The following is a 25,126-nucleotide window of genomic DNA, read 5'->3' as shown; positions in this document are numbered from 1 at the left end:
CGACAGGCAGGTGGTGACATGACCGCTTCCCATGACGTCGTGGTGATCGGCGGCGGAGGCGCCGGGCTGCGCGCGGCCATCGCCATCGCGGAGACCGATCCACGGTTGAGTGTGGCGATCATCTCCAAGGTCTACCCGATGCGGAGTCACACCGTCTCCGCCGAGGGCGGGGCCGCCGCCGTCGCCGGCAGCGACGACAGCCTCGACGAGCACGCCTACGACACCGTGTCCGGCGGGGACTGGCTGTGCGACCAGGACGCCGTCGAGGCGTTCGTCGCCGAGGCGCCCCGCGAACTTCTCCGCCTGGAACACTGGGGCTGCCCATGGAGCCGCCAGGACGACGGGCACATCGCCGTGCGGGCGTTCGGGGGCATGAAGAAGATGCGCACCTGGTTCGCCGCCGACAAGACCGGGTTCCATCTCCTGCACACGCTGTTCCAGACCGCGCTGTCGTACCGGGACATCGTGCGGTACGACGAGTGGTTCGTCAGCACCCTGCTCGTCGACGACGGGAAGGTACGCGGAGTGGTGGCGATCGAACTGGCCACCGGCCGGGTCGAGACCATCACCGCGCGCTCCGTCATCGTGTGCACCGGAGGGTGCGGACGGGTCTACCCGTTCACCACCAACGCCAACATCAAGACAGGCGACGGCATGGCCCTGGCCTACCGGGCCGGCGCACCGCTGAAGGACATGGAGTTCGTCCAGTACCACCCCACCGGTCTGCCCTTCACCGGAATCCTCATCACGGAGGCCACGCGCGCCGAGGGCGGCTGGCTCCTCAACAAGGACGGCTACCGCTATCTGCAGGACTACGACCTCGGCACGCCCGAACCGAAGCCGGTGCTGCGCAGCATGGAGCTGGGGCCGCGGGACCGGCTCTCCCAGGCGTTCGTGCACGAGCTCGACAAGGGCAGGACCACCTCCACGCCGCACGGGCCCGTCGTCCACCTGGACCTGCGCCATCTGGGGGCGGAACTCATCGACACCAAGCTGCCCTTCGTACGGGAGCTGTGCCTGAAGTACCAGAACATCGACCCGGTCCGGGAGCTGATCCCGGTGCGGCCCGTGGTCCACTACATGATGGGCGGCATCCACACCGACATCCACGGCGCCACCGGTCTCGACGGTCTGTACGCCGCCGGCGAGGTGGCCTGCGTCAGCATCAACGGCGCCAACCGGCTTGGCTCCAACTCCCTCCCGGAGCTGCTGGTCTTCGGTGCCCGCGCCGGCCGGGCCGCCGCCGAGTACGCCGTGCGCGCCGCGCGTTCCGCGGAGTCGGGACCCAGCAGCGCGATCCTCGCGCAGGCCCGGGACGAACATCGCCGGCTTGAGCGCCTGGTCGCCCACCATGCCGAGGGGCGGGATCACATCGCGGACATCCGCACCGCCATGCAGGACACCATGGAGAAGGGCGCCGGGATCTACCGGGACAGGGGCTCCCTGACCACGGCCGCCGACACGCTGCTCGATCTGCGGGCGAGGTTCGGCGGTGCCGCCGTCGACGATCACAGCAGGACGTTCAACACCGATCTGATCGCCCTGCTGGAACTGTCGTTCATGCTGGACGTGGCGGGGAGCATCGTCGACAGCGCGCTGCGCCGCGAGGAGTCCCGGGGCGCGCACCAGCGCACCGACTTCCCCACGCGGGACGACGGACGGTACCTCGCCCATTCGCTGATCCACCGTGAACCCGACGGCACCGCGCGGGTGGAGTACCTGCCGGTGACCGTCACCCGCTGGGCACCCGGGAAACGCGTGTACGGGAGGCAGGAGCCATGACGGACCGGATCACCCTCCAGGTGGCCCGCTACCGGCCGGAGCAGGAGACCGAGCCGACCTGGCAGTCGTACGAGGTGCCGCTGCGCAGGGAGTGGACCGTCCTCGACGGACTCAACCACATCAAGGACCACCTGGACGGCACGCTCTCCTACCGCTGGTCCTGCCGGATGGGCATCTGTGGCAGCTGCGGCATGACCGTGAACGGCGAGCCCCAGCTGACCTGTTCGGCCTTTCTGACCGACTCGGCTCCCGGCCCGGTACGGGTCGAACCGCTCGCCAACTTCCCCGTCATCCGTGATCTCGTCGTCGAGATCGGCGACTTCATGAACAAGCTGACCGAGGTCAAGCCCTGGATCATCCGGGACGAGCACCGGCTGATCGAGGGGGGCGAGTATCTGCAGACGCCGGACGAGATGGACGCGTACAAGCAGTACAGCATGTGCATCAACTGCATGCTCTGTTACTCGGCCTGCCCGGTGTACGCGCTCGACCCCGACTTCGTCGGCCCGGCGGCCATCGCTCTCGCGCAGCGCTACAACCTGGATACGCGGGACGAGGGAGCCGCCGACCGGCGCGACGTCCTGTCGTCGGCCGAGGGCGTCTGGGCCTGCACGCTGGTCGGCGAGTGCACCACGGCCTGCCCCAAGGGGGTCGACCCGGCAGGCGCCATCCAGCGTTACAAGCTGACGGCGGCCACGCAGTCGCTCAAGGACCTTCTGTGGCCCCGGGGCGCGCGATGAGCGGGACGCCGCGGCCGGCCCTGTACCGCAAGCCCGTCCCCACCTTCTGGTGGCTGGGGCGCCGCGCCTACCTCGTCTTCGTGCTGCGCGAACTCAGCAGCGTCTTCATCGCCTGGTTCGTCGTGTTCCTGCTGCTCATGGTCGGCGCGATCGCCGACGGCAGGGCCGAGTACGAGCGGTTCCAGGACTGGAGCGCCGACTGGTGGATGATCCTGCTCAACACGATCGCCCTGCTCTTCGTCCTGCTGCACACCCTGACGTGGTTCAACCTGGCACCGCGCGCCATGGTGGTACGACTGCGCGGCCGCCGCGTCCGGCCACGCTCGATCGTGGCACTGCACTACCTGCTGTGGGCGCTCCTGACGGCGGCCACGGCATGGCTGATCCTGAAGGGGTAGGGCGATGGGCAGGAAATCGCCGGAACCGCTGATGTGGCTGCTGTTCAGCGCGGGAGGAATGGCCGCCGCGCTGCTGGTCCCGGTCCTGCTGTTCCTGTTCGGTGTCGCCTTCCCTCTGGGCTGGCTCGGGACCCCCGATCACGAGCATCTGCTCTCGGTGCTGCGCCACCCCCTCACCAAGGCGATCCTCTTCGCGCTGTGCGTGCTCTGCTTCTTCCACTGGGCCCATCGCTTCCGCTACACGCTCTACGACGGCCTGCGGCTGAAGAGGCTGAGCAAGGCGATCATCGTCTTCTGCTACGGAGGCGCGGTGCTGGGATCGATCGCGGCCGGGTTCGTCGTGTTCCGGGTCTGACCACGCGACTCGGTGGCGGGCAACTCGCTGCCCGCTGCACGCCGCCCCCGGCCGCCACTTCTCAGCCCTGTGCGTCCTGCGGGTACCAGCGCAGTTCGACCGTGTTGCCGTCCGGGTCCTTGACGTACACCGACTGCGCGGAGCCGCGCGCACCCCACCGCGGGACGGGGCCCTCAAGGACGTCGAACGCCCCGGAATCGATGACCTCCTGCCAGTTCAGAGGGTCCACGACCAGGCATATGTGATCGACGTTGGACTCGCCACGCGGACGGGAGAACAGGTCGATCACGGTGCTCTCGTCGATCCGCACGGACGGGAACGACACCTTGCCGGCCCGCCACTCCTCGACCCGCTCCGGCGCGAGGCCGAGGAGGCCCGTGTAGAACTCGAGCGCCTTGTCGACATCGGTCACATTGAGCACCAGGTGGTCAAAGGCTTTGACTCGCACGGTGGTTCCTCGGCTTTCTCGATATGCGCCTGCTCGGCAGGACGGATTGGTCGAGGCGGGGTCCTACGGCCCGCCCGAACTTCCTACCTTGCCATGCCGGCGAGCAGGACGAGGCGCCGATGACCACCGAGGGTTCGCGTGACCGCACACGTCATCCGCGAACCGATGCCGCTCATGCCCCGACGGCGGGCGGGCAAGGCGGCTCCCGGGGTGCCGGTGCGGCGGGTGAGGGGCACCCTGGAGGCATGGCCCGAGCCAACGACCAGGTCGAGGCGCTGCTCCAGGAGTACGCCGACCTCATCGCGATCCGGGGCGAGGAAGCCTTCAAGGCCCGCGCGTACGAGAAGGCCGCGCGTGCGGTGGGGGGCTACCCGCAGGACGTCTCGACCCTGGACGTGAAGGGGTTGCTCGAGATTCCGAACGTCGGCAGGTCCGTCGCCGACAAGATCGTGGAGTACCTGCGGACCGGCCGCATGTCCGTGGTCGAGGAGGCCCGGACGTCCGTGCCGGCCGGAGTGCGCGAGCTGATCGCGATTCCGGGGCTCGGGCCCCGCAAGGCCATGGTCCTCTACGAGGAGCTGGGCGTCAGCACCGTCGACCAGCTGATCGACGCCATCCACCAGGAACGGCTGCGCGACCTGAAGGGCTTCGGGGAGCGGACCGAGGAGAACATCCTGCACGGGATCGCCGCCCTGCAGAAGGCAGGCGAGGGCCGGATCCTCGTCAGCGCCGCCATGGACATCGCCGAGCAACTGGTCGCGGAGCTGTCCGACATCCGTGGCTGCGTCCGGTGCACGTACGCGGGGTCCCTGCGCCGTATGAAGGAGACCATCGGCGACATCGACATCCTGGTGGCCGCACGCCGGTCCGCCCCGTTCATGGACGCGCTCGCCGCCCTCCCGCACACGGCCGAGGTCATCGCGCACGGCGAGAAGAAGACCTCCGTACGGACCGTCACGGGCCTCCAGGTGGACCTACGGGTCCTTCCCCCGGCCTCCTGGGGCGCGGGACTGCAGTACTTCACGGGCTCCAAGGCGCACAACATCCGCACGCGCGAACTCGCGGTGCGCCAAGGCCTCAAGCTGTCCGAGTACGGGCTGTTCGACGCCGAGAGCGGCGAGAGCATCACGTCCGAGACGGAGGAAGCGATCTACGAGCGGCTCGGACTGCCCTGGATCCCGCCGACGCTGCGCGAGGACCGCGGCGAGATCGCGGCCGGGCTGCGCGGCGAACTCCCCGAGCTCCTGACGGAGAAGGACATCCGTGGCGATCTGCACACCCACACCGACCTCACCGACGGGCTGGCCCCGCTGGAGGACATGATCGCCGCCGCTGCCGCGCGCGGATACGCCTATTACGCGGTCACCGATCATGCCCCGAACCTGTACATGCAGCGCATGACCGACGAGAAGATCCTCGCCCAGCGCGAGCGGGTACGCGCGCTCGACGGCGCGCACCGCAAGATGCGGCTGCTGCACGGCACGGAGCTCAACATCGGCCCGGACGGCTCCCTGGACTGGCCCGACGAGTTCCTCGCGGACTTCGACATCTGTGTGGCCTCGGTCCACTCCCACTTCAACCAGAGCAGGCGGGAACTCACCCGTCGGCTCATCCGGGCCTGCGAGAACCCGAACGTCGCCGTCATCGGCCATCCCACGACCCGCCGGATCGGCAAACGCCCGGGCATCGACGCCGACTTCGACGCGGTCTTCAAGGCCTGCGCGCGGGCGGGCACCGCGCTGGAGATCAACGCTCATCCCGAGCGGCTCGACCTTCGCGACGAGGACATCCTGCGCGCGAAGCGGTACGGCGTGAAGTTCGCCGTGAACTCCGACGCGCACTCCACCACGCATCTGCCGTACATGCGCTACGGGGTGGCCACGGCACAGCGCGGCTGGCTGACGACGGACGATGTCATCAACGCGTGGCCGCTGACGAGGCTGCGCCGGTTCCTGGGCAAGAAGGGTCTGCGCAAAAAGGCCGCCTGAAGCGGATGAAGCGCCTCCATCGATCCGACTCCCTCATTCGTCGTCACGCGAGGCCATTCCTTTCGCGCCTTTCACATCCGACTCAGCTGCGCGCCCCGATCGTGCCGCCGCTGTGACATCTTCACAGAATGGGCACGGCGTGATGATCAGTCGGTCCGGACGGCTTCTCAGCGGCCTCACGCCCGGATTAAGATTGCTCTGCGTGCCGGTCGACTCGCGGTCTGTGATGCAGGGGTGGTTCTTGTTCGGTGACCGGTTACGCATGTCGTCATCGGATCCGTGACTCATGGAATTGGGTGACCCATGCCTCCTCGTCTTGTAGGCCATCAAGGCTCTCTGGCAGGACAGCAGTTCCCGATCGGCGCCACACCGGTAACCCTCGGCCGCAACAACGACAACAGTGTGGTGATCACAGGCGGAAACGTCTCACGCTTTCACGCCGAGGTGCGTCGCGAGCGCCACGGATTCGTGCTGTACGACAGTGGCAGCAGTAATGGAACGCGAGTCAACGGGGAACGTGTGACCTCGCATGAACTGCAGCCCGGAGATCTCATCGAGATCGGAACCGAGACGTTCCGCTTCGAGGCGGCCGACGCGATGGAGACCATCCTCGACCTCTCCGTGCTGGGGCCGCTCGCTCCCTCCAAGGCGACCCTGGCGGAAGGGCCCGTGCTGAACGTCACGGTTTCGGGTGGCGGTCCCGTCGGCCTGAGTTTCGCTCTGCTCCTCGAACACCTCATGGGGCATCGCGTGGCCATCACCGTGTACGACGGCCGGTGGGTTCAGGACGGGGCGAAGGTCGTCTGGAAGAGCGAAGGCCAGGGCAACGTCAGGCGGCAGCAGGTCGTCACCGTGCAGAGCCGCCAGTACCTGAACCTCCCCGAAGAGGTGCAGAGGCGGCTGTTCCGCGGTGATGCGTACACCGAAATGTGGCCGGTCGGCCCCGATTCGCTCCGTGGCTACAACCCGAGGAACCTTCGCATCGCCTACATCGAGGACACCCTCCTCGAATTGGCCAACGAAAAGCCGGACCGGATCCGGCTCGTTCCCGACGCGTTCGACCCGGCCGAATATCACAAGGCCGAGACCAAGGATCATGTGCTCGCCGTGTGCGAGGGGGGCCGCTCCCGGACGCGGGAGTATTTCACCGACAGGTTCGGCAACGCCGACAAGTCCATCTACTCGCTGCACGGTCAGCATATTCAGGACGTCGTCCTGGGGCTGCGCGTCAAGTCGACTCTGACGGACCCCATGACGGTCCTGCTGACCGTCGCTCAGAACCGCTTTCTCCTCAACGCCCTTCGCGGCGAGGGGTTCCTGAACATGCGACTCACCGACGCGGAGGCCGCGGAAGTGGTCGGCATCGATCCGGTGCGGCACGTGTTCGAGGACTGCATCGCCTCACGCCCGTGCGTGATGGGGCGGGACGACCACGGCGACTTCCAGTGCTCGACGCACAGCACACTCTTCCTGCCCGCCATGGTCAGGGGCTCGGCCCTGTGGAAGCGGGTGCTGGAGGGGCTGGCGCTGTTCGGTGTCGCCGAGAAGGACCTGAGCGCCGTCACGGCCTTCCGGCTCGACATGGTGCAGCGGCCCAGGTTCACCACCCGGCTCCGCTCGGCCACGTCGACCACCCCGGGGACGTACGGGTTCCTGCTCGGCGACGCGGCCAACGCCATCCATTTCTGGCCGGGACGCGGGCTCAACAGCGGACTCGGCTCGGCCATCTCGCTGGCGCGGTCCCTCAACGGCGCATGGACCGGCAGGCCGTTCCGGGACGCCGACTTCGCACGCCACGAAGCGGCCATGTCCATGCTCCAGTACCGGCACAAGAGCCGCGCGTGGAACACGATGATCACCACCGACGAGAACGGTGTCAGCCGTGCGATCAAGGAGAAGATCGCGCAGAGCATCGAGGAGTCGGAGGGGAAGGAGCTGGACAGGAAGGCGGACATCGACGCGCTCATGGATCGGCTGCGGGGAATCCGTGACCGGTTGGCATCACGCGTTCCCGGCATGCCCGACGACTCGACTCTCCGGAACCACCTGGAAACACTCAACTCCGCCACGCTGCGCACCCTGTTGGAGAGCGGCGCGTGGGACACCCTGATCGTCGGGGGCGAAGAGGTGGACATCGACATCTTCTACCAGCAGAGCTCGCCGGCCGCGACCGCTCCCAGGGAGGCCTCCGCCGCGAAGTGATCACGGAGGCCCCCGGCCAGGCGGGTCCGTATGCGAGGAATGCCCGGCGGCGTGATCGCGGGCGCGTCACTGCTGTACAGTCCGCGCCTCCGTCGTGACCCAAGCCGTGCCGTAAGGAAGAGATCCATGCGCACCCGCCCCACTCGCCGCTCCGCCGTGCTCGTACTCCCGCTCACCTTCTCGCTGGCCGCCTGCGGGACGGCGGACGACGACGGGGCGGCGGGTCCGACCGCGGCCTCGACACCGCTCCGGCAGGAGTCCGCCGAGCCGACGGCCGCGCAGACTCCGGAGCCCGAGTCCCCCGAGGAGTTCCTCGACCTCGCCGAGAAGGCCATGCGGGGCGAGAACGCGTGGACGTTCTCCGTGCGGGGACAGGAGGGGCTGACGCTCCAGGGGCAGAAGAGCGCGGCCACCTACCGGGCCACGGTCCGACGCGGCATGAAGTCCGCGGCGCTGCACTCGCAGGGCGTGAGCACCGGCAGCAAGGGGACGAAGAAGACCGAGGAGCTCTACGTCGTCGGCGACACGGCGTATCTGAAGGAGGGCGGAGCCGCCTGGAAGTCCGTGTCCGCCGCCGACCCCGAGATGCGGAACAAGGCCGAGGACCCGGTTGCGGTCATCCAGGAGTTCCGGATGTACGCACAGGCCCGGAACGGCGATGTGAAGCTGACGGAGGCGTCCGGCACGGTCGAGCTCCGCGTCGAGAGCGGCAGGCGGCAGCTGACGGCCGTACGGGACCGGGCGTGGGCGAAGAAGGCGGAGCGCGAGTTCGCCCCCACGGCCGCACAGCTCCGCACCGCGGGCATCCCCGTACGCAACGCCGAGCTGACCCTCTCCGGCCTGGAGGAGGTGCTGGTTCTGGACGCGAAGACGTACCGGATCAAGAGCCACCGCTTCGAGTTCGGCTTCCTCGTCCCGTACAACGGCCAGAAGATCACGTTCGAGCAGGATGTGCGGGAGGAGAACACGGGGACGTACGACGGGAGGATCGAGCTGCCGGCGGGCGTGAGCTGACAGGGATCCCCCCGGCCGCTCCACTCCGCGAGGTCGGCCGTTCGAGGCAGACTGGGGGGATGGACAGATGGACCTGGTCGGACCGCGAACCCGGCCCCGCCCTGTACGGACGCCTGCGCGTCGAGGACGCGGACCTCGGGCCGGCGCACTGGCTGACCGAACGCCGCCCCGGTCACGGTGATTTCGGCACCGTGGCCGGTGTCGCCGCGCCCGGCTTCCCGGCGTACGCGCGGGTACTGCACCCCGCGGCTCTCGACGAGCACCCCGTTCGCTGGGACACCGTCGCCGCCGCCCACGGGCGACAGGTCGAGGCGCTGACGGACTGGCACGAGGTGATCGCCGTGGAGCGCTTCTACCAGAACATGGAGGAGTACGGCCGGCCCGGGGTGTGGGACGAGCACCCGGCCGAAGGCCCTACGCCCGGCGGGGTCGCGCGTGCCATGATCCCCGTCCTGGCGCGGCACACGAGCACGCCGGAGCGGTGCTGGTACGGGCTGTGGGACGGGTACGGCACCTGGGAGTGGAAGGGGGTTCCCACCTTCCCGACTCCGGGCCGCGACGAGATCCTCTTGTCCGGACCGCTGGCCGATGCCGTGTCCCCCGACCTCCTGGACGAGTTCGCCGAACTCCCCGACCTGTGGTGGCCGGAGGACCGCGCCTGGTGCGTGGGCGGCGACGTCGACCTGGTGAGCACCTACGTCTGTGGCTCCGAGGAGCTGATCGCCGACCTGCTCGCCGCGCCCGGACTGGAGGTCCACCGGGTCGCGGCGGGCGACAAGGTCGGCTGACCGGGCGATGCCGCCGGGTCCTCCTGCCCGTCCTCGCAGCGCGAGCGGCCCGCCCGGTTCAGAGTCCGGTGACCTTGGCGCTCGCCGACAGCTCGTAGACCAGGGTGACCGTGCGGCGGCCGCCCGGCGGGAGGGTGACGTCCCAGCGGGCGATGCCCTCGGCGTCGACCGCGTCGGGCGCCGGGGAGCAGGAATCCTTGTGCAGGCGGACCTCCACCGCCGAGACCTCGGAGACCGGGATCCGCTCCCGAACGGCGACCACCCGCTCGCCGTGCTCCCCGGGGGCGGAGAACCGTGACAGGTGCAGCCGGACCGTGCGGGTGACGACGGTCCGCTGGGTGATTCCGGCGGTGTCGCGGGTCTCCTCGGCATGCCGGACCACCCGGTAGTCGTCGCGGCTGCCGAAGGCCAGCTCGACGGGGGCTCCGGGGGCGGTGAAGTCCAGCGTGCCGCGTCCGATGAATCCACTGCCGCGGACCAGGTCCACTGGCCCGGCGAGCAGCGCGTGACCGGACAGGTTGTCGCAGCGCACGACCTGCGTGACCAGGGGCGACAACTCCGGCGAGCAGTCGTACTCACTGCGCGCGGCCGTGGTGAACGCGGAGAGCGGCACCCGGTGGGCGCGGCCGTCACCGGGCACCGAGACCGGCGCGGACGCTCTCAGCACCCGTGCCTCGCCGCCGTCGTCCACCCCTGGCAGACCGAGCACCGGGGCCGGGCCGAGGTCCCCGATCTCCTCCTCGCGCAGCTCGACGTCGACCGTGCGCCGCTCCGCCGCGGAGCGGTCCTTGAGCGTCAGCCGGTCCTCGGCAAGGCGTGGCGGATCGGTGGCCAGCGCCGAGCGGGCCGTCGACAGGGTCAGCCGTACGTCCGACCAGTCCTCCCCGGTGCGCTGCCAGACCATCGCGTCGGTCTCGAGCGTCAGGGAGTCCCCTTCGAGCACGGCCCGGTAGGCCGGCCGCCACAGCGCACACGGGGTGAGGTGGCTCAGGCGCAGCCCGACCGGCCCCGCGGCCGCGGCCTCCACGGTCAGCTCGACATGGCCGACCAGCTCGGCGGGCTCCTCCTCGGAGAGGTCCATGGCCCGCTGGGTCTCCCCGAGTTCGGTGGCGATGGCGGCCAGCCGGGCCTCCACGGTACGGAGTTGCTCGCCGCACGTGTCGCGCTCGCCGTCCACCCGGTCCAGTTCGCGGGCCCAGCGGGGCCGTTCGGTCTCCCCGGAGCCCGCGCCTTCGCCGATCTCCCGCAGCAGGTCGGTGGCGAGGCGACCGAGCAGGTCGAGGCGCGCATGCAGCCGGTCGCGTCGCTGCCCCAGGGCCGACCGCTCCTCTTCGAGGGCGTGTACGCGACGGCGCAGGGCGGAGTCGTCGTCGGTGGACGGTCGCGGGCCGCGCGGCGTCCAGCTGCGGACGATCCGTACGTCGAGCACGCTCGCGGGGTGATCGGCGGTCAGTTCCGCGTGGAGGGTCCGGTCGACGGCCAGCGCGCTGACCGGCCCGAGACGCAGCCGCTGGACCCCGGCCGCCAGGTCGAGCACGGCGGTGCGCTCGACGTGGGCGCGATCCTCGAGGCAGGTGACGGCGGTGACGGGGAGGGCGATCGGCTTCGGTGCCGTGGACATGGTGTGTCAGCTCCTGCGGTTGCCGCCGACCAGGGCCTTGCCGGTCGGGATGCGGATCTCGTAGCCGCCGTCGAGGGCCGCCGTGGCGCCGGCGGGCAGGTCCAGCCGCCAGACGCGGGTGCCCGGGGCATGGCGATCGGGCCCCGCGCCGTCCTCGGGCGTCGTCCAGTCGGCGCGTTCCTCGATCCTGACGTCCGGGTCGGAGGCGACCGGCACCCGCTCGCGGACTTCGACGGAGACGGGCCGCGTGAGCCGGTTGGCCAGCTCCACGTGGACGCGGTGGTCGAGCACGGTGGTGTTGTTGCGCAGGCCCGAGGTCGACTCGCGCAGGTTCGTACGCCGGGTGACCCGGATGCCCTCGGCAGGCCCGAGCCCCACCCGGCGCACACCGCCGGGGGCGAGCGTGGGCAGCGCGGCGGTCAGCAGGAAGTCGTCGTCGACGGTGACCTCCACCGGGCCGGCGAGCAGGGCCTGGTCGGTCGCGTTGGAGAGCACCAACGTCGCGTACACGGTCTGCTCCACCGAGGGCACGCAGAGGTACTCGGTGCGCAGGCCGACCGGGATCTCGCCGACGGTGACGGTGTGCCAGGTGCCGTCCGACGGAACGTCGGCGCGGGCGGCGGCATCGAAGCGGTGGTCGAAGGAGCCCGCCGACTCGCGGGGCCGTACGGCCTGTCCGGGCAGCGGCAGCGTGGCCACCGCCTCGGCGCGGCGGCGGTACTCGGCCGCCACCGGGTCGGAGGAAACGCCGGGAAACAGCCGGCCTCGGCGACCGCCCTGCTCCTCGGGGCCGCACAGGACGAGGGCGGCGTAGTCGAGCTCGGCGCCGCTCGGCTGCGGTGGACCGGCCACCGGCGCCGGAGCGGGTGGCGGCGCGGCCGCGCCGGGAGCCGCGGGAGCCGCGGGCGCCATGGCGGCGGGAGCACCCGCGAACCCGCCGCCGGCACGCGGCCTGCCGCCCGGACGCGGGCCGCTCGGCTGCGCGGGGGCGGGCATCGCGCCGCGGAAGCCCTCCGGGGGAGCGCCGTATGCGCCGCCGGGCACCGGGAGCGCCGCGGGCGGTCCGCCGTAACTCTGCGGCGGGGGAGGCGGCGGTGGCGGAACGGGACCGGGTGCGGAGCCGCCCGCGACGGCCACGGGCACGGAGCCGCCCGCCATGGGCACGGGTGCGGTCGGGGCGGGGCGGGGGCCCGCGGCGTCGTACGCGGTGAACAGGTCGGCGAGCCCCGCCGGGGGCTCGCGCCAGCCGGACGGCGCGGGGGCGGGCTGCCGGCGCCCGATCCGCATCGAGCGGAGCTTCGGCAGGTCGGTGCGGCGCCGAAGGTCGGCGGTGGCGAGGGCGATGCGTACGCCGGTCCAGTCCTCGCCGGTCCGCTGGGCGACCGAGGCGCGCAGCATCAGACGGCCGCTGCCGTCGCCCTGACGGTGAGTGAGACGGTACGTCGGCACCCAGACGGCGCCCGGCACCCCGTACTCCAGCTCCACCTCCGCGTCACCGGTGCCGTCGAGGGTCAGGACCGCGCTGACCGTGGTCTCCACGTGCGTCGACGGTGCGTGGGTGGAGGCGCGGGCGAGCCTGTCGGCGGCGATGTCGAGCTCGTGCCCGACGTCACGCAGCGCCTCCTCCAGCTCGACGAGGCGGGTGTGGAGCCCCGTCAGCCGCTCCTCGACGAAGTCGGCGAGCTCCAGCCACGCGTCGACCGGGGTACGGCGGTGCGGGTCCTCGCGCCTGCGGGCAGGCGGGACCGGGTGGAGAGCCCTGACCTCCTCGATCAGGCTCAGCTGCCGGTCCCGGCGTCCCTGCGCCGCCGCGTACGCGTCGCTCAGCCGCTCGACCTCGCGCCGCAACTCGTCGGGCGTGCCCGGGTCGAGCGGCTCGGCCTCGACCTCCACCCGGGCCTCGGTGACGCGTACCCCGGAAGCGCCGAGCACACGGGCCCGCAGCGAGCCGGGGTCCAGCGAGCGGGGCAGTCCCGTCACCCGCACCCGGCCGTCGGGCGGCACGCTGCCCCGGGCCAGGCGGTGGCAGAGCGCGCCCTGCGCGTACACCACGACCGAATCAAGGGCCGACGCCCACCGCTGTGCCGACTCCACCGTCATGTGCTCCGCCCCCCGCCGTGATCCTGCTGGGCGAAGCCTACGCGCCGGGCCGGTCGCGCGTCCGCCCGCGGGAGGGGAAAGCCGCGCCCTCAGAGAAACGCGGTGAGGCCGTCGAGGAACCTGTCGACCTCCTCGGCGGTGTTGTAGGGCGCGAGGCCCACCCGCAGGGCCGGGTCCTCCAACTTCAGTGCGGCGAAGGGCTCGTACGCGTAGAACGAACCGGCAGGGGCGACGACGTCGCGCGCGGCCAGGTGGATCTGGGCCTCGCGCGCGTCGCGGCCTTCGAGGGTCATCAGCAGGGTCGGGGTGCGGTCCTGGGCCTTCGAGTGCAGGGTGACGGCGTCGCCCAGGGCCCGCAGACCCTCCTCCAGGAGTGTGCGCAACGTGCGTTCGTGCTCGTGCAGCGAGCCCAGGGAGTGCGCGAGGCGCTCCCTGCGCGAGATCCCCGCGCCCGGATCGATCGCGGCGAGGAAGTCGACCGCGGCCGTGGCGCCCGCGAGGATCTCGTAGGGGAGCGTGCCGAACTCGAAGCGCTCGGGCACGGTGTCGGGGGAGGGCAGGAGCTTGTCCGGGCGGAGCGTTTCGAGGAGCTCGGGCGCCGCCGCGAGCACACCGCAGTGCGGTCCGAGGAACTTGTACGGCGAGCACACGAACAGATCCGCCCCCAGCGCGGGGACGTCCACGAGGTGGTGCGCCGCGTAGTGCACGCCGTCCACGTACACCAGGGCGCCGACCTCGTGGGCCAGGTCGGCGATCCGGCGCACGGGCGGCTTGGTGCCCAGCACGTTCGACGCCGCCGTGACCGCGACCAGCCGGGTCCGGGGCGAGAGGGCCCGCTCGTAGGAGTCGAGGTCGAGCTCCGTCGTCACGGGATCGATCTCGATCCGGCGGACCGTCACTCCGGCGTACTCGGCCGCCTGGATCCACGGCCGGACGTTGGAGTCGTGGTCGAGCCGGCTGACGATGATCTCGTCGCCCGCCGTCCAGCCCTTGGCCAGATGGCGTGAGAAGTCGTATGTGAGCTGCGTGGCGCTGCGCCCGTGGACGATGCCGCTCGCGGGCACGTGGAGCAGATCGGCGTAGGCGGCGCGGAACTCCGTGACCGCCCGCTCGGCGTTCAGCTCGGACGGGCTGACGGTTCCCCGGTTGGAGAGGGGACCGGTCAGCGTCGCGGCGATGGCCTCGGCGACCGGGCGGGGGGTCTGCGTGCCGCCCGGCCCGTCGAAGAAGGCGAAGCCGTGGTCCAGCGAGGGGAAGTGGCCCCGGAGGGCGGTGAGGTCGATGGCCATGGCCTCGGCTTTCTGTCGAGCGGCGTGCCCCGTGGCGCGGTGCTTAGACTCTGGCACCCGGCCCCGAAACACGTAAAGCGATGAATCGCGAAGGGAGAGTTCACGGTCCATGAAGCCCCAGCCCGATCTGAAGCTCCTGGCCACCTTCCTGGCCGTGGTGCGCCACGGCTCGATGGCCGAGGCCGCGGTGGCGCTCGGCTATGTGCCCTCGGCGGTCTCCCAGCACATCGCCGCGCTGGAACGTGACATGGGCATCGAACTCCTGGTCCGCCGTCCCGGCAGCCGGCTGATTCTCACCGCGGCCGGCCGCTCCCTGGCGCAGGCGGCGGAGACGCTCTTCGACGCGACCGCGCGATTCCAGGACGCCGCCGACGGCATCGCCAACCGGGAGATCGCCGAACTGCGCGTCGGCACCTACCCCAGCGCGATGAGCCACCTGCTCCCGAACGTCCTCTCCACGCTCAGGGCGCGCAGCCTCGGCCCCCGAATCCGCCTCATCGACGTGGAGACGCACGAGGGACTGCCGAAGGTGAAGTCGGGGGACATGGACCTGCTCATCGCCTACCGCTACCTTCCCGAGGACCCGCCGACCCCGTCCGAGGCATGGACCATCACGGCCCTGGGGCGCGAACCGCTGGTCCTCGTCACGGCCGCCGAGCCGGGCCGCCGGCGCCCGGTCGAGCTGGCCGAATGCCTGGAACGGGAGTGGATCTCGGGCCACGCCCACAACGCCGACCGGCGTCTGCTGCACCGCTGGGCCGGAGAGCTCGGGATCTCGCCCCAGGTGACGCTGGAGACCGAGGACCTGCACAGCATGCTCGCCATGATCCGGGCCGGCCTGGCGGTGGGTCTGATCCCGGCCACCCTCCTCGGCGGAGAGCCCGCGGCGTCCGGGGTCGACAGGGTGGTCCTTCCGCCCGGGGGCGCACCGCTCCACCGCGAGATCCTCGCCGTGAGCAGACCCGGTGCCCGGCCTCAGGTCATCGACGAGCTGGTCACGCTGCTGGCCGGTGCCGTGGAGAGCGTTCAGCCGTAGTCCCGGACGGCCCGCGGCACGTGCTTCCGCTCCGCACGCGCGCGTGAGGCCGACTGGACGGTTTCGGCGATACGGCGGGCGGCTTCGCGCAGTCGGTCGGGTGGGTGGGCGGCGTAGCCGAGGACGAGGCCGGGGGCGCCGGGCGTTCTGCGGTGCCAGGAGAGCGGGTGGGTGAGGACGCCGGCCCCGCGCAGGCTCTCCGAAAGGTCGGTGTCATCCACCCTTCCGGTCAGTTCCGGAAAGGTGATCAGGAGGTGGAGTCCCGCCGCGACGCCCTGGACGTGTACGGAGGGGAGGCGCGCGGTCAGGGCGGTCAGGAAGGCGTCGCGCCTGGTGCGGTAGCGGCCGCGCGTGAGCCGCATGTGCCGGTCCAGGTCGCCGTGGGAGATCAGCCGGGCGAGGACCAGTTGCGGGAGGACGGGCGAACCGAGATCGCTCGCGTGCTTGGCGGCCACCAGGGCGTCCTGCAGGGAGCGCGGTGCGATCAGCCAGCCCAGCCGCATGCCCGGGGCCAGGGTCTTGGAGATGCTGCCGGTGTGCACCACGCGCTCGGGCGCGGACGCCTGGAGCGCGGGCACCGGCGGCCGGTCGTAGCGGTGCTCGGCGTCGTAGTCGTCCTCGATGACCAGGCCGCCGTCGTTCGCCCAGGCCAGCAGTTCGCGACGGCGGTCCGGGGCCAGCACGACACCGGTGGGGAACTGGTGGGCCGGGGTGAGCAGCGCCGTACGCAGACCGCTGCGGACCAACTCCGCGACCCGCAGGCCCTGTTCGTCGACCGGCACGGGCACCGGTTCCAGGCCCCAGTGGGCCAGCGCGTCCTGGGCCCCGCGCGATCCCGGGTCCTCCACGGCGATCTCCGTGGTGCCCGCGGCCCGCAGGGTCTGGGCGACGAGGGCGAGGGACTGGGCGACACCGCCCACCACGATGATGTCCCGCGGATCAGCCCGCACCCCGCGCACGCGGGCGAGCCAACTCGCCAGCTCCTGGCGCAGCGTGTGGGAGCCGCGAGGATCACCGTAGGCGAACTCCGCTGCCGCCGCCCCGCCGAGGACGGACCGCTCGGCTCGCCACCAGGCGGAACGCGGAAAGCCGGAGAGATCCGGCAGCCCCGGGGAGAGGTCGATGTCCACCAGAGGATCGAACGGCGCGAGGGGGAGCCGCGGAACGGAAGGACGCCCCGGGGCGTCGGCCGCCCGGTCCGCCGGCAGAGGCGCACTCCCCGAGCGCGCACTCCCTGAGGACGCACTCGAGGACGCACACATGGAGGGCGCGCTCCCCGGAGACGCGCTCCCCGGAGACGCGCTCCCGGACGGCCCGCTCCCCGAAGACGCGCTCCCCGACGGCCCGCTCCCCGGGAGCGGAGGCCGCGGGGTCACGGCCATGACCGCCGTGACCTGAGTGCCGGCGCCCGTGCGCCCACTGACGAGCCCCTCCTCGGCCAAGCGCCGGTATGCCTCGACCACGACGCCCCGGGAGACCTTCACATCCTCCGCGAGCACCCGCGTCGGGGGCAGGTACACGCCCGGCGTCAGGCGGCCGTCGGCGATCGCTTCGCGCACCGAGTCCACCAGCCAGGTGGTCAGCCCTCCCAGGGGTGCGGACGTGCGCCGCAACTGGAGGAAGTCGGATCCCTGCGCGGTCTGATTGGTCCGGTTCACAAGGCTCCCAATGGTACTGGCGACCGAGCCACCCCCAGGGGTCGGATGGATCCGTACGCGCCGACGACCGACGCAGGGGGAGGGTCCGCTCGATGAACAACGCCCTGGACGACTTCGACCGATGGGTCAGGACCGATTTCGTGGAGCTCAACACACGCCTGGAAGAAGCCTATTTCGCCGCCGGGAAGCAGATCGAACGCGGCGTCGCGGAACTCGAGGCGCTCAAGGAGAGGCTCGCCCTGGAGGGCGCTGAGCTCGTCCGCCGGGCGGGGCCCGCCGATGCGGCTCCCAGGGACCTGGACGCGCGGTACGAGCTCCTGGGGTCAGTGGGCCTCTACCTCGGCGCCTGCCGACGCCACGAGGTCGAAGGTCCGCAGGCCGCGGCCTGGCCTCTCGCGAACTTCCTCGCTTCCTCGCTCGGCGTCGCTCCCCGGTTCGTCTTCGCTCATCAGGCGCTCTTCAACCAGGCGGTCGGCGACAGGTTCCGCACCTTCACCTCGCTGGAGGACGAGCGGAACTTCATCGTCTACAACGGCCTGTGCGTCCTGGCCTACCAGCGCACGGCGGCGGCGCTGCGGCGGATCGCGACGCTCGGGGTGTCCAGCCCGCTGGCCGCGTACCTGCTCCGTGAGGCACACGCGGGCCTCGGCGACGTACTGGACTTCAGCAAGACGCTGAGCAAGAACCTCGACGTCGACCGGTTCTTCCTCAACATCCGGCCGTACTTCAAGTCGTACCGCGTGGGAGTCGCGGAGTACCGGGGTGCGAACGCGGGGGACTTCGCCGCGATCAACGAGATCGACGTCCTGCTCGGCCTGTGCTCACCGAACGACCCCTTCTACCAAGCGGTGCTGGCGGAGAAGTATCCGTACATGCCGCCCGAGGACCAGTCTCTGCTGCGCGCCGCGGTCCTGGCCGAACCGCTCCTCGACGCCTTCCTCCGCGAGACGGCAACGGGATCGGTCACCCCACAACTCCGGGAGAACACCGAGCTGTTCCTCGCCGTCTGCCGTCGCCACGGAGCGGCATCCGCGTACCACCACCATCGTCTGGTGGCGCCTTTCCTCCAGGCTCCCGCGGCCCACGCCCCGCAGGAGGATCATGACGACCTGACGTCGAGCGGACCACCGCTCGACGTGGTCGTGGCACATCTGGGCCGCCTGGTCGACCTGCGGTCGGCGAAGGCCCGGGCCGATGCCTTCGGCGCACGTGCGTCGCTGGACGGACTCCGGGACGCGCTCGCGGGCGGCCGGTCATGACGCGGTCGGCTCCGGGCCGGCTCGGGGTCAGCGGACCACCAGGATCACCTCCAGGGTCCGGGGGCCGTGCACGCCCTCGACCCGGTCGAGTTCGATGTCGCTGGTGGCGGAAGGGCCGGAGATCCAGGTCAGCGGACGCATCGGGTCGAGGCGCGGCATGGCCTGCGGCACCGAGGCGACGATCTGGTCCGCGGCGCGTACGACACAGAGGTGCAGGTCGGGGACGAGGCTGAGGGCGCGGCGGCCCTGGCCGGGACCGGCGTCGAGGACGATGCTCCCGGTCTCGGCGACGGCGAGGGCGCAACCCGTCACCACGGCGTCGGTCGAATCGAGCGCGTACGGGCTCAGGGCGCCGTCGTCGGGGCGCTGTTCGGCCTCGGTGGCCGCCAGCCAGGAGACGGGCAGGCCCGGCGGAACGGCGACGCTCTTCGCGCCGTGCTCGGCGAGCAGCCGGCCGATCAGGGACGGGAGCGCGTCCTCGGTGGCCCGGTGGACGACGGCCCGGTAGTCGGCGAGGTTCTCGTGGAGAAGGTCCAGCAGCACTGCCGGGTCGTCGGGGGTGTGGCTCCCGAGGTAGTCGCGGACCACCTCGGGAGCGTCCGGGGCGTCGGCGACGGCTGCCCGGACGCGGGCGAGGATCCGGTCGCGGGACGAGGGCTGCGAGGTCATGTGCGGTTCTTCCTCCACCAGTCGCGGAACGGTTCGGCGGGCATCTCCGGCAGGTCACGGCTCTCGGTCCACTGGCGGGCACCGGGGCCGGGAAGCCGCTCGGGATGCAGCCTGCGCGTCGTGGAGGCGAGGCGTTCGGCGGCGGTGAGGGCTGCCGGGTGGTCGAGGATCCAGCCCGCGGCCTTGATGGCGGCCTTCTCCAGACGGTGCCCGGCGCCGCCCTGGTCGGCCACCTTCTCCCGCAGATGGACGAGGACCTCGGGGATGTCGATGGCGACCGGGCACACCTCGTAGCACGCCCCGCACAGCGAGGAGGCGTACGGGAGCGAGGCGTCGATCTCGCTCTGCGTGCCACGGAGTTGAGGGGTCAGGATCGCGCCGATCGGGCCGGGGTAGACCGACCCGTACGCGTGGCCGCCCGCCCTCTCGTACACCGGGCAGACGTTGAGGCAGGCCGAGCAGCGGATGCAGCGCAGGGCCTGGCGGCCGACCTCGTCGGCGAGGGCGTCGGTGCGGCCGTTGTCGAGCAGGACCAGGTGGAAGGTCCGCGGCCCGTCGCCGTCCGTCGTCCCCGTCCACATCGAGGTGTACGGATTCATCCGCTCCGCCGTCGACGAGCGGGGGAGCGTCTGGAGGAACACCTCCAGGTCCCGCCAGGTCGGCACGGTCTTCTCGATGCCGACGACCGAGATCAGGGTCTCCGGCAGCGTCAGGCACATACGACCGTTGCCCTCCGACTCGACGACCACGAGCGTGCCGGTCTCGGCGACCATGAAGTTGGCGCCCGAGATGCCGACCTTCGCCCGCAGGAACTTCTCGCGCAGATGGAGCCGGGCGGCCTCGGCCAGTTCGGCCGGGGAGTCGGTCAGACCGTCGGGGGCCGGTCGGCCTCACTCGCCCATCTCCCGGGCGAAGATCTCGCGGATCTCACCACGGTTGCGGTGGATGGCCGGGACCAGGATGTGCGAGGGGCGGTCCTGGCCGAGCTGCACGATCAGCTCGGCGAGATCGGTCTCGTACGCGCGGATGCCCTCGGCCTCCAGCGCCTCGTTGAGGCCGATCTCCTGGGTGGCCATCGACTTGACCTTGACGACCTCCGTCTCGCCCGTCTCACGGACCAGTCGGGTCACGATCCGGTTCGCCTCGGCCGCGTCCGCCGCCCAGTGCACGGTGCCGCCCGCCGCCGTGACCGACTCCTCCAACCGCACCAGATACCGGTCGAGATGACGCAGGGTGTGGTCCTTGATCTGCTTTCCGGCCTCGCGCAGCTCCGCCCAGTCGGAGACCTCCGCGACGGCCTTCGCCCGCTTGTCACGGATGGTGTGCGTGGCGTGCCGCAGATTGCCGCGCAGGGTCTCGTTCCGGACCGCCTCGTGCGCGGCCTTCGGAAAGGACGGCATCCCGACGAAGGCCCGCCTGTCACCCGGCGACCGCTCCTCATCGAGCGCTGACGCGCGCACCTTCTTGTTCATGCCATTGGCTCCTCTTCCGTGCTCGCGAGGATGTCCGCGAGGTGCAGCGCGCGCTGCGGGGCGTCCTGGCGGCGCAGCATGCCGCCGATGTGCATCAGACAGGAGTTGTCCGCACCGCACAGCACCTCGGCTCCGGTGGAGACGGCGTTGCGCACCTTGTCGGCGCCCATGGCCGCCGACACGTCGGGGTTCTTCACCGCGAACGTGCCGCCGAAGCCGCAGCACTCCTCCGCTCCGGGGAGTTCGATCAGCTCCAGGCCCTTGACCGATGCGAGCAGCCGCCGCGGGCGGTCGCCCAGGCCCAGCATCCGCAGGCCGTGACAGGACGGGTGGTACGTGACGCGGTGCGGGAAGTACGCCCCGACATCGGTCACGCCCAGGACGTCGACCAGGAACTCGGTGAGCTCGTACATTCTGGGCACCAGCGACGAGGCCGCGTCCGCGAGCGCTCCGCCGCGCCCCTCGGCCGCCGCCCGGGCGCCGATCCGCGGGTAGTTGTCGCGCACCATGGCGACGCAGGACCCGGAAGGGGTGACCACGTACTCGTAACCCTCGAAGGCTCGGGCCGTACGGCGCACCAGCGGCTCGGTCTCGCGGCGGTAGCCGGTGTTGAACTGGGGCTGTCCGCAGCAGGTCTGCGCCGCGGGGAAGTCGACCTCCACGCCGAGGCGTTCGAGGACCTTGACGGTGGCGATCGCCGTCGAGGGGTAGATCGCGTCGTTGACGCAGGTGGCGAAGAGTGCGACGCGCATCACGGGTTCCTTGGGGCAGTGTCGAGTCGGGCGGCGGCCGCCTCCCAGGCTGCCGTGTCTCCACGGGGACTGTAGTGCCGCAGACGCTGGGTGGCGGCGACGAGCCCGCGCATCGCCGGGAGATCACCCACGAGTCCGGCGGCCCTCGCCTGGACGAGGATGTTGCCGAGTGCGGTGGCCTCGGTGGGGCCGGCGACGACGGGAAGGCCGGTGGCGTCGGCGGTGAGTCCGGGTCGACGACCGCGGCGAACGGCGTGGCGCTGGCGGCGTCGGCGAGCAGCGTGGGGAGATGCGTGGGCAGACCCTGCCCGTCCCAGGTGCGCCGGCACTCCTCCAGCAGCCACATGCCCATGATGTTGCGCAGATAGCGGATGGTGCCGTCGATGCCGCGCTCGTTGGTGAAGTTGGCGGCCCGGGAGGCCTCCGTGAGCACCGGGGCGTCCAGTTCGAGACCGGCCAGCGACCAGGTGCCGCAGGAGATGTACGCGAAGTGCGGTGCGGTGGCCGGGACGGCGACGACGGCGGACGCGGTGTCGTGCGAGGCGACCGTGGTCACCGGGGTGCGGGGGTCGAGGCCGGTGGCGGCGGCGACGTGCGGCAGCAGCGTCCCGGCCCGGTCGCCCGGGGTACGCAGCGGGGGCAGCAGACCGGGGTCGATCGACAGCCGGCCGAGGATGCCCTTCGACCAGGTGCCGGTGCGGGCGTCGAAGAGACCGGTGGTGGAGGCGTTGGTCTCCTCGGCGCCGAGTGATCCGGTCAGCCAGTGGACGAGCAGATCGGGGATGAGGAGCAGGGTGCGGGCGGCGCCCCACTGGGCGCTTCCGGCGGGGGAGGTGAGCTGGAAGACGGTGTTGAAGGGCAGGTGCTGGAGGCCCGTCGTCCGGTACAGCTCCTCGGGTCCGACCCGCGCCCAGACCTGGTCGGCCGCGCCCTCGGTGCGGCTGTCGCGGTAGTGGTACGGCTGGCCGAGCAGGGCGCCGTCCGCGTCGAGCAGCCCGTAGTCCACGGCCCAGGTGTCCACCCCGATGGAGAGGACACCGCCGGAGCGGGCGGCTTCGCGCAGTCCGTCGAGGACGCCCTGGAAGAGGGCGAGGACGTCCCAGCGCAGCCCGTCGGGAAGGCGCACGGGGGTGTTGGGGAACCGGTGGGCCTCGGTGAGGTCGAGGCTGTCGGGGCCGACCCGGCCGAGGATCACGCGTCCGCTGGTGGCGCCGAGGTCGACCGCGGCGAAGGCGGAGGAGGACGCCGAGGTCGGCGGGATGGTCGTCACGTGAGGTACCTCCGCGGCGAGCGACGGGAATCGAGAAGAACGAGCAGCAGAGCAGGACAGGGAGGGGACGCGGGAGAAGCACCCGGGGCCGCCGCGCCGACACGGCGGCCCCAGGCGGCTTGCGGGGGCTTTCGTCAGCGCAGGAAGGCGGCGGCGACGCCCGCGTCCACGGGGATGTGCAGACCGGTCGTGTGGGTGAGTTCCCCGCCGGTCAGAGCGAACACGGCGTTGGCGACATGCTCGGGCAGGACCTCCCGCTTGAGAAGGGTGCGCTGGGCGTAGAACGCGGGAGCCCGGCTCCTGGGCCTGGCCGAGCGACCCATCGCGGTCTTCTGTGCCAACGACCTGCTGGCCCTCGGCGTACTGCAGTCCATGTACGCGGCCGGTGTCCGTGTTCCCGAGGACATCGCGATCGTCGGCTACGACGACATCGAGTTCGCCGCGGCGGCCACGGTCCCTCTGACCTCGGTGCGCCAGCCGGCCCTCACCATCGGGGCCAGGGCCGCCGAACTGCTGCTGCAGGAGACGGGCGAGCGCGCGGCTGTCCATCAGCACGAACACGTCATCCTGCAGCCGGAGTTGGTCGTACGTCAGTCGAGCCTCACCCCGCGCTGACGCGCGAGCCCGGTTGCCGCGTGCGGGCCGGCGTCGCCGGCGCCGATGACGATCGCGTCGTAGTCGCTCACGCCTGCGCCGCTTCGGCCGCGATGCGGTCGAACTGCGCACCCATGGCCTCGGACAGGGCCTGTGCGGCGGACAGCGGTCGGACCATGACGGTGAAGTCGTCGATGAAGCCCTGCTCGTTCAGGTGCAGGAAGTCGCAGCCGCTGATCTCCCGGTCGCCGACCTTGGCGCGGAAGACGAGGGCGTGGTCACGGCCGTCCTCACCGGTGATCTCCCGTACGTAGTGGAAGTCGGTGAACACGCGGGACACACCGCGCAGGATGGCCGCCGTGATCGCCTTGCCGGGGTAGGGCTTGAAGGCCACGGGGCTGGTGAAGACGACGTCCTCGGCGAGGAGGGCCTCGATCGCCGTGTGGTCGTTCGCCTCGACGGCCTGGCGGAATGACTTCATGGTCGCCTCCATTGCTAGTCAACAAATTGAATAGGTGGAGGCAGGCTAGTGACTCCGGGCGCGGCGCGTCCAGGGTTCACGCGGGAACGCATGGCTGTCCCGGCAGTGCGAACAGCTCGCCCTGGACCACCGGGCGGAACCGGCCACGAGCGCGGAACGGGCGGGTACGGAATCGGCGGGCGAGGTGTTCCTGCGCGTCGACGACGCACTGGCCGACCTCCACCTGATCCGGGGCGCCCATATCGGGGAACTGCTCGGCCGCCGGGTGCTCGCGAGGTGAGCCGATCGCGTACGTCGGGCGGGCGTGGGGCGAGTCCCTCGGGTGGGCACGCGCCTCAGGGGTGCGTCAGGCGCGCGGCGCCCGCGGCTCGATCCGGAAGTCGAAGGCCAGCGTGCCCGGGTCGACGGCGGTCACGCCGCCGTCGACCGTGAGGACCGCTCCGTTGACGAACGAGGAGGCGGGCGAGAGCAGCCAGGCCACGGCCTCCGCGACCTCGCGGGGCTCACCCGGACGCCCGGCCGGAAGGACACGGGTGACCTCCTCGTACGCCGCGTCGAGACCGCCCTCGCCCAGCCCCGCCTCCTCGGCGAACCGGTTCATCCGGCGGTCCGCCATGTCGGTGCGCACCCAGCTCGGGCACACGGTGTTGGCGCGCAGGCCCTCGGCCCCGTAGTCGACCGCGAGCGAGCGACAGAGCTGGAGCAGCGCCGCCTTGGAGGTGGCGTAGGCGGCATTGCCCATGCCGTTGCGCAGGGCGGACACCGAGGCGACGGCGACCACCGACCCGCGGGCGTCGAGCAGATGCGGGAGCGCGGCACGCAGCAGATGGAACGGCCCGGTGAGGTTGGTCCGCATGACCGCGTCCCAGTCCTCGAGGGTCACCCCGCCCACGCTTCCGCCGCGCCCGATGCCGGCGTTGAGGACGAGTCCGTCGAGGCGGCCGTGCGCGGCGACGGCGGCGTCGACGAGTGCGCGTACCGCGTCCGGGTCGCCGATGTCGGACGGGACGGCCAGGGCCCCGGTCTCCTCCGCGACGAACCGCAGGGGCTCGGGGCGGCGCCCGGAGATCACCACATGGTGACCGGCTTCGCTCAGCAGCCGGGCGGTCGCGGCGCCGATGCCCGTCCCGCCGCCGGTCACGAGGTACACGCGCTGGTCCGCCATGGTCGTCGAGCCTCCGTCGTCGTCTGCCGTCGCCGTGATCATATG

General features: G+C 71.4%; 21 protein-coding genes and 4 pseudogenes. 12 read left to right on the top strand and 13 right to left on the bottom strand.

From position 1 onward, the window contains the following. Positions 1–18: 18 nt before the first annotated feature. The 4 genes from frdA to frdD are packed head-to-tail and all read left to right on the top strand — an operon-like array spanning position 19 to position 3,275. The gene (gene frdA / locus ABZ939_RS23375) at positions 19–1,782 is read left to right on the top strand and encodes a fumarate reductase (quinol) flavoprotein subunit (protein WP_361858358.1); all 1,764 of its coding nucleotides are present in this window, start codon (positions 19–21) and stop codon (positions 1,780–1,782) included. Beyond that, complete coding sequence (sdhB, locus tag ABZ939_RS23370) at positions 1,779–2,522, top strand: succinate dehydrogenase iron-sulfur subunit (RefSeq protein WP_361858355.1); 744 nt, start codon at positions 1,779–1,781, stop codon at positions 2,520–2,522. The genes frdA and sdhB overlap by 4 nt, the downstream gene beginning before the upstream one ends. Further along, a complete protein-coding gene (locus ABZ939_RS23365; protein WP_361858352.1) occupies positions 2,519–2,920 on the top strand; it encodes a hypothetical protein in 402 nt (133 codons plus the stop codon). Before sdhB ends, ABZ939_RS23365 begins: the two co-directional genes overlap by 4 nt. 4 nt (positions 2,921–2,924) lie before the next feature. Beyond that, the gene (gene frdD, locus ABZ939_RS23360; protein WP_361858350.1) at positions 2,925–3,275 is read left to right on the top strand and encodes a fumarate reductase subunit FrdD; all 351 of its coding nucleotides are present in this window, start codon (positions 2,925–2,927) and stop codon (positions 3,273–3,275) included. A gap of 61 nt (positions 3,276–3,336) precedes the next feature. Here frdD and ABZ939_RS23355 read toward each other — a convergent pair whose 3' ends face one another. Further along, positions 3,337–3,723, bottom strand: a complete 387-nt coding sequence (locus ABZ939_RS23355; RefSeq protein WP_361858347.1) for a VOC family protein — start codon at positions 3,721–3,723, stop codon at positions 3,337–3,339. Between the two features lie 245 nt (positions 3,724–3,968). Between ABZ939_RS23355 and polX the strand changes: the two genes are divergently transcribed. The 4 genes from polX (at position 3,969) to ABZ939_RS23335 (ending at position 9,715) form a co-directional block, all read left to right on the top strand. Beyond that, on the top strand, positions 3,969–5,711 hold the full coding sequence (gene polX, locus ABZ939_RS23350; protein ID WP_361858344.1) for a DNA polymerase/3'-5' exonuclease PolX: 1,743 nt from the start codon (positions 3,969–3,971) through the stop codon (positions 5,709–5,711). 303 nt (positions 5,712–6,014) lie between these two features. Further along, positions 6,015–7,913, top strand: a complete 1,899-nt coding sequence (locus tag ABZ939_RS23345) for an FHA domain-containing protein (protein ID WP_361858341.1) — start codon at positions 6,015–6,017, stop codon at positions 7,911–7,913. Positions 7,914–8,039: 126 nt separating this feature from the next. After that, complete coding sequence (locus ABZ939_RS23340) at positions 8,040–8,927, top strand: hypothetical protein (protein ID WP_361858339.1); 888 nt, start codon at positions 8,040–8,042, stop codon at positions 8,925–8,927. A 59-nt stretch (positions 8,928–8,986) separates the two neighbouring features. Beyond that, positions 8,987–9,715 (top strand): hypothetical protein, encoded by a 729-nt coding sequence (locus tag ABZ939_RS23335; protein WP_361858337.1) that lies wholly within the window; start codon positions 8,987–8,989, stop codon positions 9,713–9,715. A gap of 58 nt (positions 9,716–9,773) precedes the next feature. Here ABZ939_RS23335 and ABZ939_RS23330 read toward each other — a convergent pair whose 3' ends face one another. The 3 genes from ABZ939_RS23330 to ABZ939_RS23320 all read right to left on the bottom strand — a co-directional run bounded on the left by ABZ939_RS23330 (position 9,774) and on the right by ABZ939_RS23320 (position 14,725). Further along, the gene (locus ABZ939_RS23330; RefSeq protein WP_361858334.1) at positions 9,774–11,336 is read right to left on the bottom strand and encodes a mucoidy inhibitor MuiA family protein; all 1,563 of its coding nucleotides are present in this window, start codon (positions 11,334–11,336) and stop codon (positions 9,774–9,776) included. A gap of 6 nt (positions 11,337–11,342) precedes the next feature. Continuing rightward, positions 11,343–13,436 (bottom strand): DUF4139 domain-containing protein, encoded by a 2,094-nt coding sequence (locus tag ABZ939_RS23325; RefSeq protein WP_361858331.1) that lies wholly within the window; start codon positions 13,434–13,436, stop codon positions 11,343–11,345. An 89-nt stretch (positions 13,437–13,525) separates the two neighbouring features. After that, positions 13,526–14,725 (bottom strand): cysteine desulfurase-like protein, encoded by a 1,200-nt coding sequence (locus ABZ939_RS23320; RefSeq protein WP_361858328.1) that lies wholly within the window; start codon positions 14,723–14,725, stop codon positions 13,526–13,528. Positions 14,726–14,834: 109 nt separating this feature from the next. Here ABZ939_RS23320 and ABZ939_RS23315 point away from each other — a divergent pair, with 109 nt between their 5' ends. Then, positions 14,835–15,761, top strand: coding sequence for a LysR family transcriptional regulator (locus ABZ939_RS23315; protein ID WP_361858325.1), 927 nt, complete (start codon positions 14,835–14,837; stop codon positions 15,759–15,761). Here the strand turns inward: ABZ939_RS23315 and ABZ939_RS23310 are convergent. Then, entirely contained in the window at positions 15,752–16,891 is a 1,140-nt protein-coding gene (locus ABZ939_RS23310) for a PLP-dependent aminotransferase family protein (RefSeq protein ID WP_361858569.1), read from the bottom strand. The two genes, ABZ939_RS23315 and ABZ939_RS23310, sit on opposite strands and share 10 nt — an antisense overlap. 130 nt (positions 16,892–17,021) lie before the next feature. On the opposite strand from ABZ939_RS23310, the gene ABZ939_RS23305 reads away from it, so the two are divergent. Next, positions 17,022–17,159 (top strand): hypothetical protein, encoded by a 138-nt coding sequence (locus ABZ939_RS23305; protein ID WP_361858584.1) that lies wholly within the window; start codon positions 17,022–17,024, stop codon positions 17,157–17,159. Between the two features lie 53 nt (positions 17,160–17,212). On the opposite strand, the pseudogene ABZ939_RS23300 reads toward ABZ939_RS23305, so the two are convergent. Then, positions 17,213–17,281 (bottom strand): annotated as a pseudogene (locus tag ABZ939_RS23300) (hypothetical protein); the annotation flags it as partial. A 230-nt stretch (positions 17,282–17,511) separates the two neighbouring features. Here ABZ939_RS23300 and ABZ939_RS23295 point away from each other — a divergent pair. Beyond that, positions 17,512–18,678, top strand: a complete 1,167-nt coding sequence (locus ABZ939_RS23295; RefSeq protein WP_361858322.1) for a monodechloroaminopyrrolnitrin synthase PrnB family protein — start codon at positions 17,512–17,514, stop codon at positions 18,676–18,678. A gap of 27 nt (positions 18,679–18,705) precedes the next feature. Here the strand turns inward: ABZ939_RS23295 and ABZ939_RS23290 are convergent, their stop codons facing one another. The 5 genes and pseudogenes from ABZ939_RS23290 to ABZ939_RS23270 all read right to left on the bottom strand — a co-directional run bounded on the left by ABZ939_RS23290 (position 18,706) and on the right by ABZ939_RS23270 (position 23,182). Then, a complete protein-coding gene (locus ABZ939_RS23290) occupies positions 18,706–19,347 on the bottom strand; it encodes an LUD domain-containing protein (RefSeq protein WP_361858319.1) in 642 nt (213 codons plus the stop codon). Beyond that, positions 19,344–20,747, bottom strand: a pseudogene (locus ABZ939_RS23285) (LutB/LldF family L-lactate oxidation iron-sulfur protein). Before ABZ939_RS23285 ends, ABZ939_RS23290 begins: the two are co-directional and overlap by 4 nt. Before the next feature lie 68 nt (positions 20,748–20,815). Beyond that, positions 20,816–21,571, bottom strand: a complete 756-nt coding sequence (locus ABZ939_RS23280; protein ID WP_361858316.1) for a (Fe-S)-binding protein — start codon at positions 21,569–21,571, stop codon at positions 20,816–20,818. Further along, a pseudogene (locus ABZ939_RS23275) lies at positions 21,571–22,832 on the bottom strand (rhamnulokinase family protein). Before ABZ939_RS23275 ends, ABZ939_RS23280 begins: the two are co-directional and overlap by 1 nt. A gap of 143 nt (positions 22,833–22,975) precedes the next feature. After that, the gene (locus ABZ939_RS23270; RefSeq protein WP_361858581.1) at positions 22,976–23,182 is read right to left on the bottom strand and encodes a hypothetical protein; all 207 of its coding nucleotides are present in this window, start codon (positions 23,180–23,182) and stop codon (positions 22,976–22,978) included. On the opposite strand from ABZ939_RS23270, the pseudogene ABZ939_RS23265 reads away from it, so the two are divergent. After that, a pseudogene (locus ABZ939_RS23265) lies at positions 23,124–23,456 on the top strand (substrate-binding domain-containing protein); the annotation flags it as partial. The gene ABZ939_RS23270 and the pseudogene ABZ939_RS23265 sit on opposite strands and share 59 nt — an antisense overlap. Positions 23,457–23,523: 67 nt before the next feature. Here the strand turns inward: ABZ939_RS23265 and ABZ939_RS23260 are convergent. Then, positions 23,524–23,916 (bottom strand): nuclear transport factor 2 family protein, encoded by a 393-nt coding sequence (locus tag ABZ939_RS23260; RefSeq protein ID WP_361858313.1) that lies wholly within the window; start codon positions 23,914–23,916, stop codon positions 23,524–23,526. 346 nt (positions 23,917–24,262) lie between these two features. Beyond that, entirely contained in the window at positions 24,263–25,081 is an 819-nt protein-coding gene (locus ABZ939_RS23255; RefSeq protein WP_361858310.1) for an SDR family oxidoreductase, read from the bottom strand. Between the last annotated feature and the right edge of the window lie 45 nt (positions 25,082–25,126).

Source organism: Streptomyces sp. NPDC046712, from assembly GCF_040645695.1.
In the GTDB taxonomy this organism is placed as follows: Bacteria; Actinomycetota; Actinomycetes; order Streptomycetales; family Streptomycetaceae; genus Streptomyces.
Note: the sequence above shows the minus strand (reverse complement) of the source record. Positions and strands in the feature narration are given on the sequence as shown.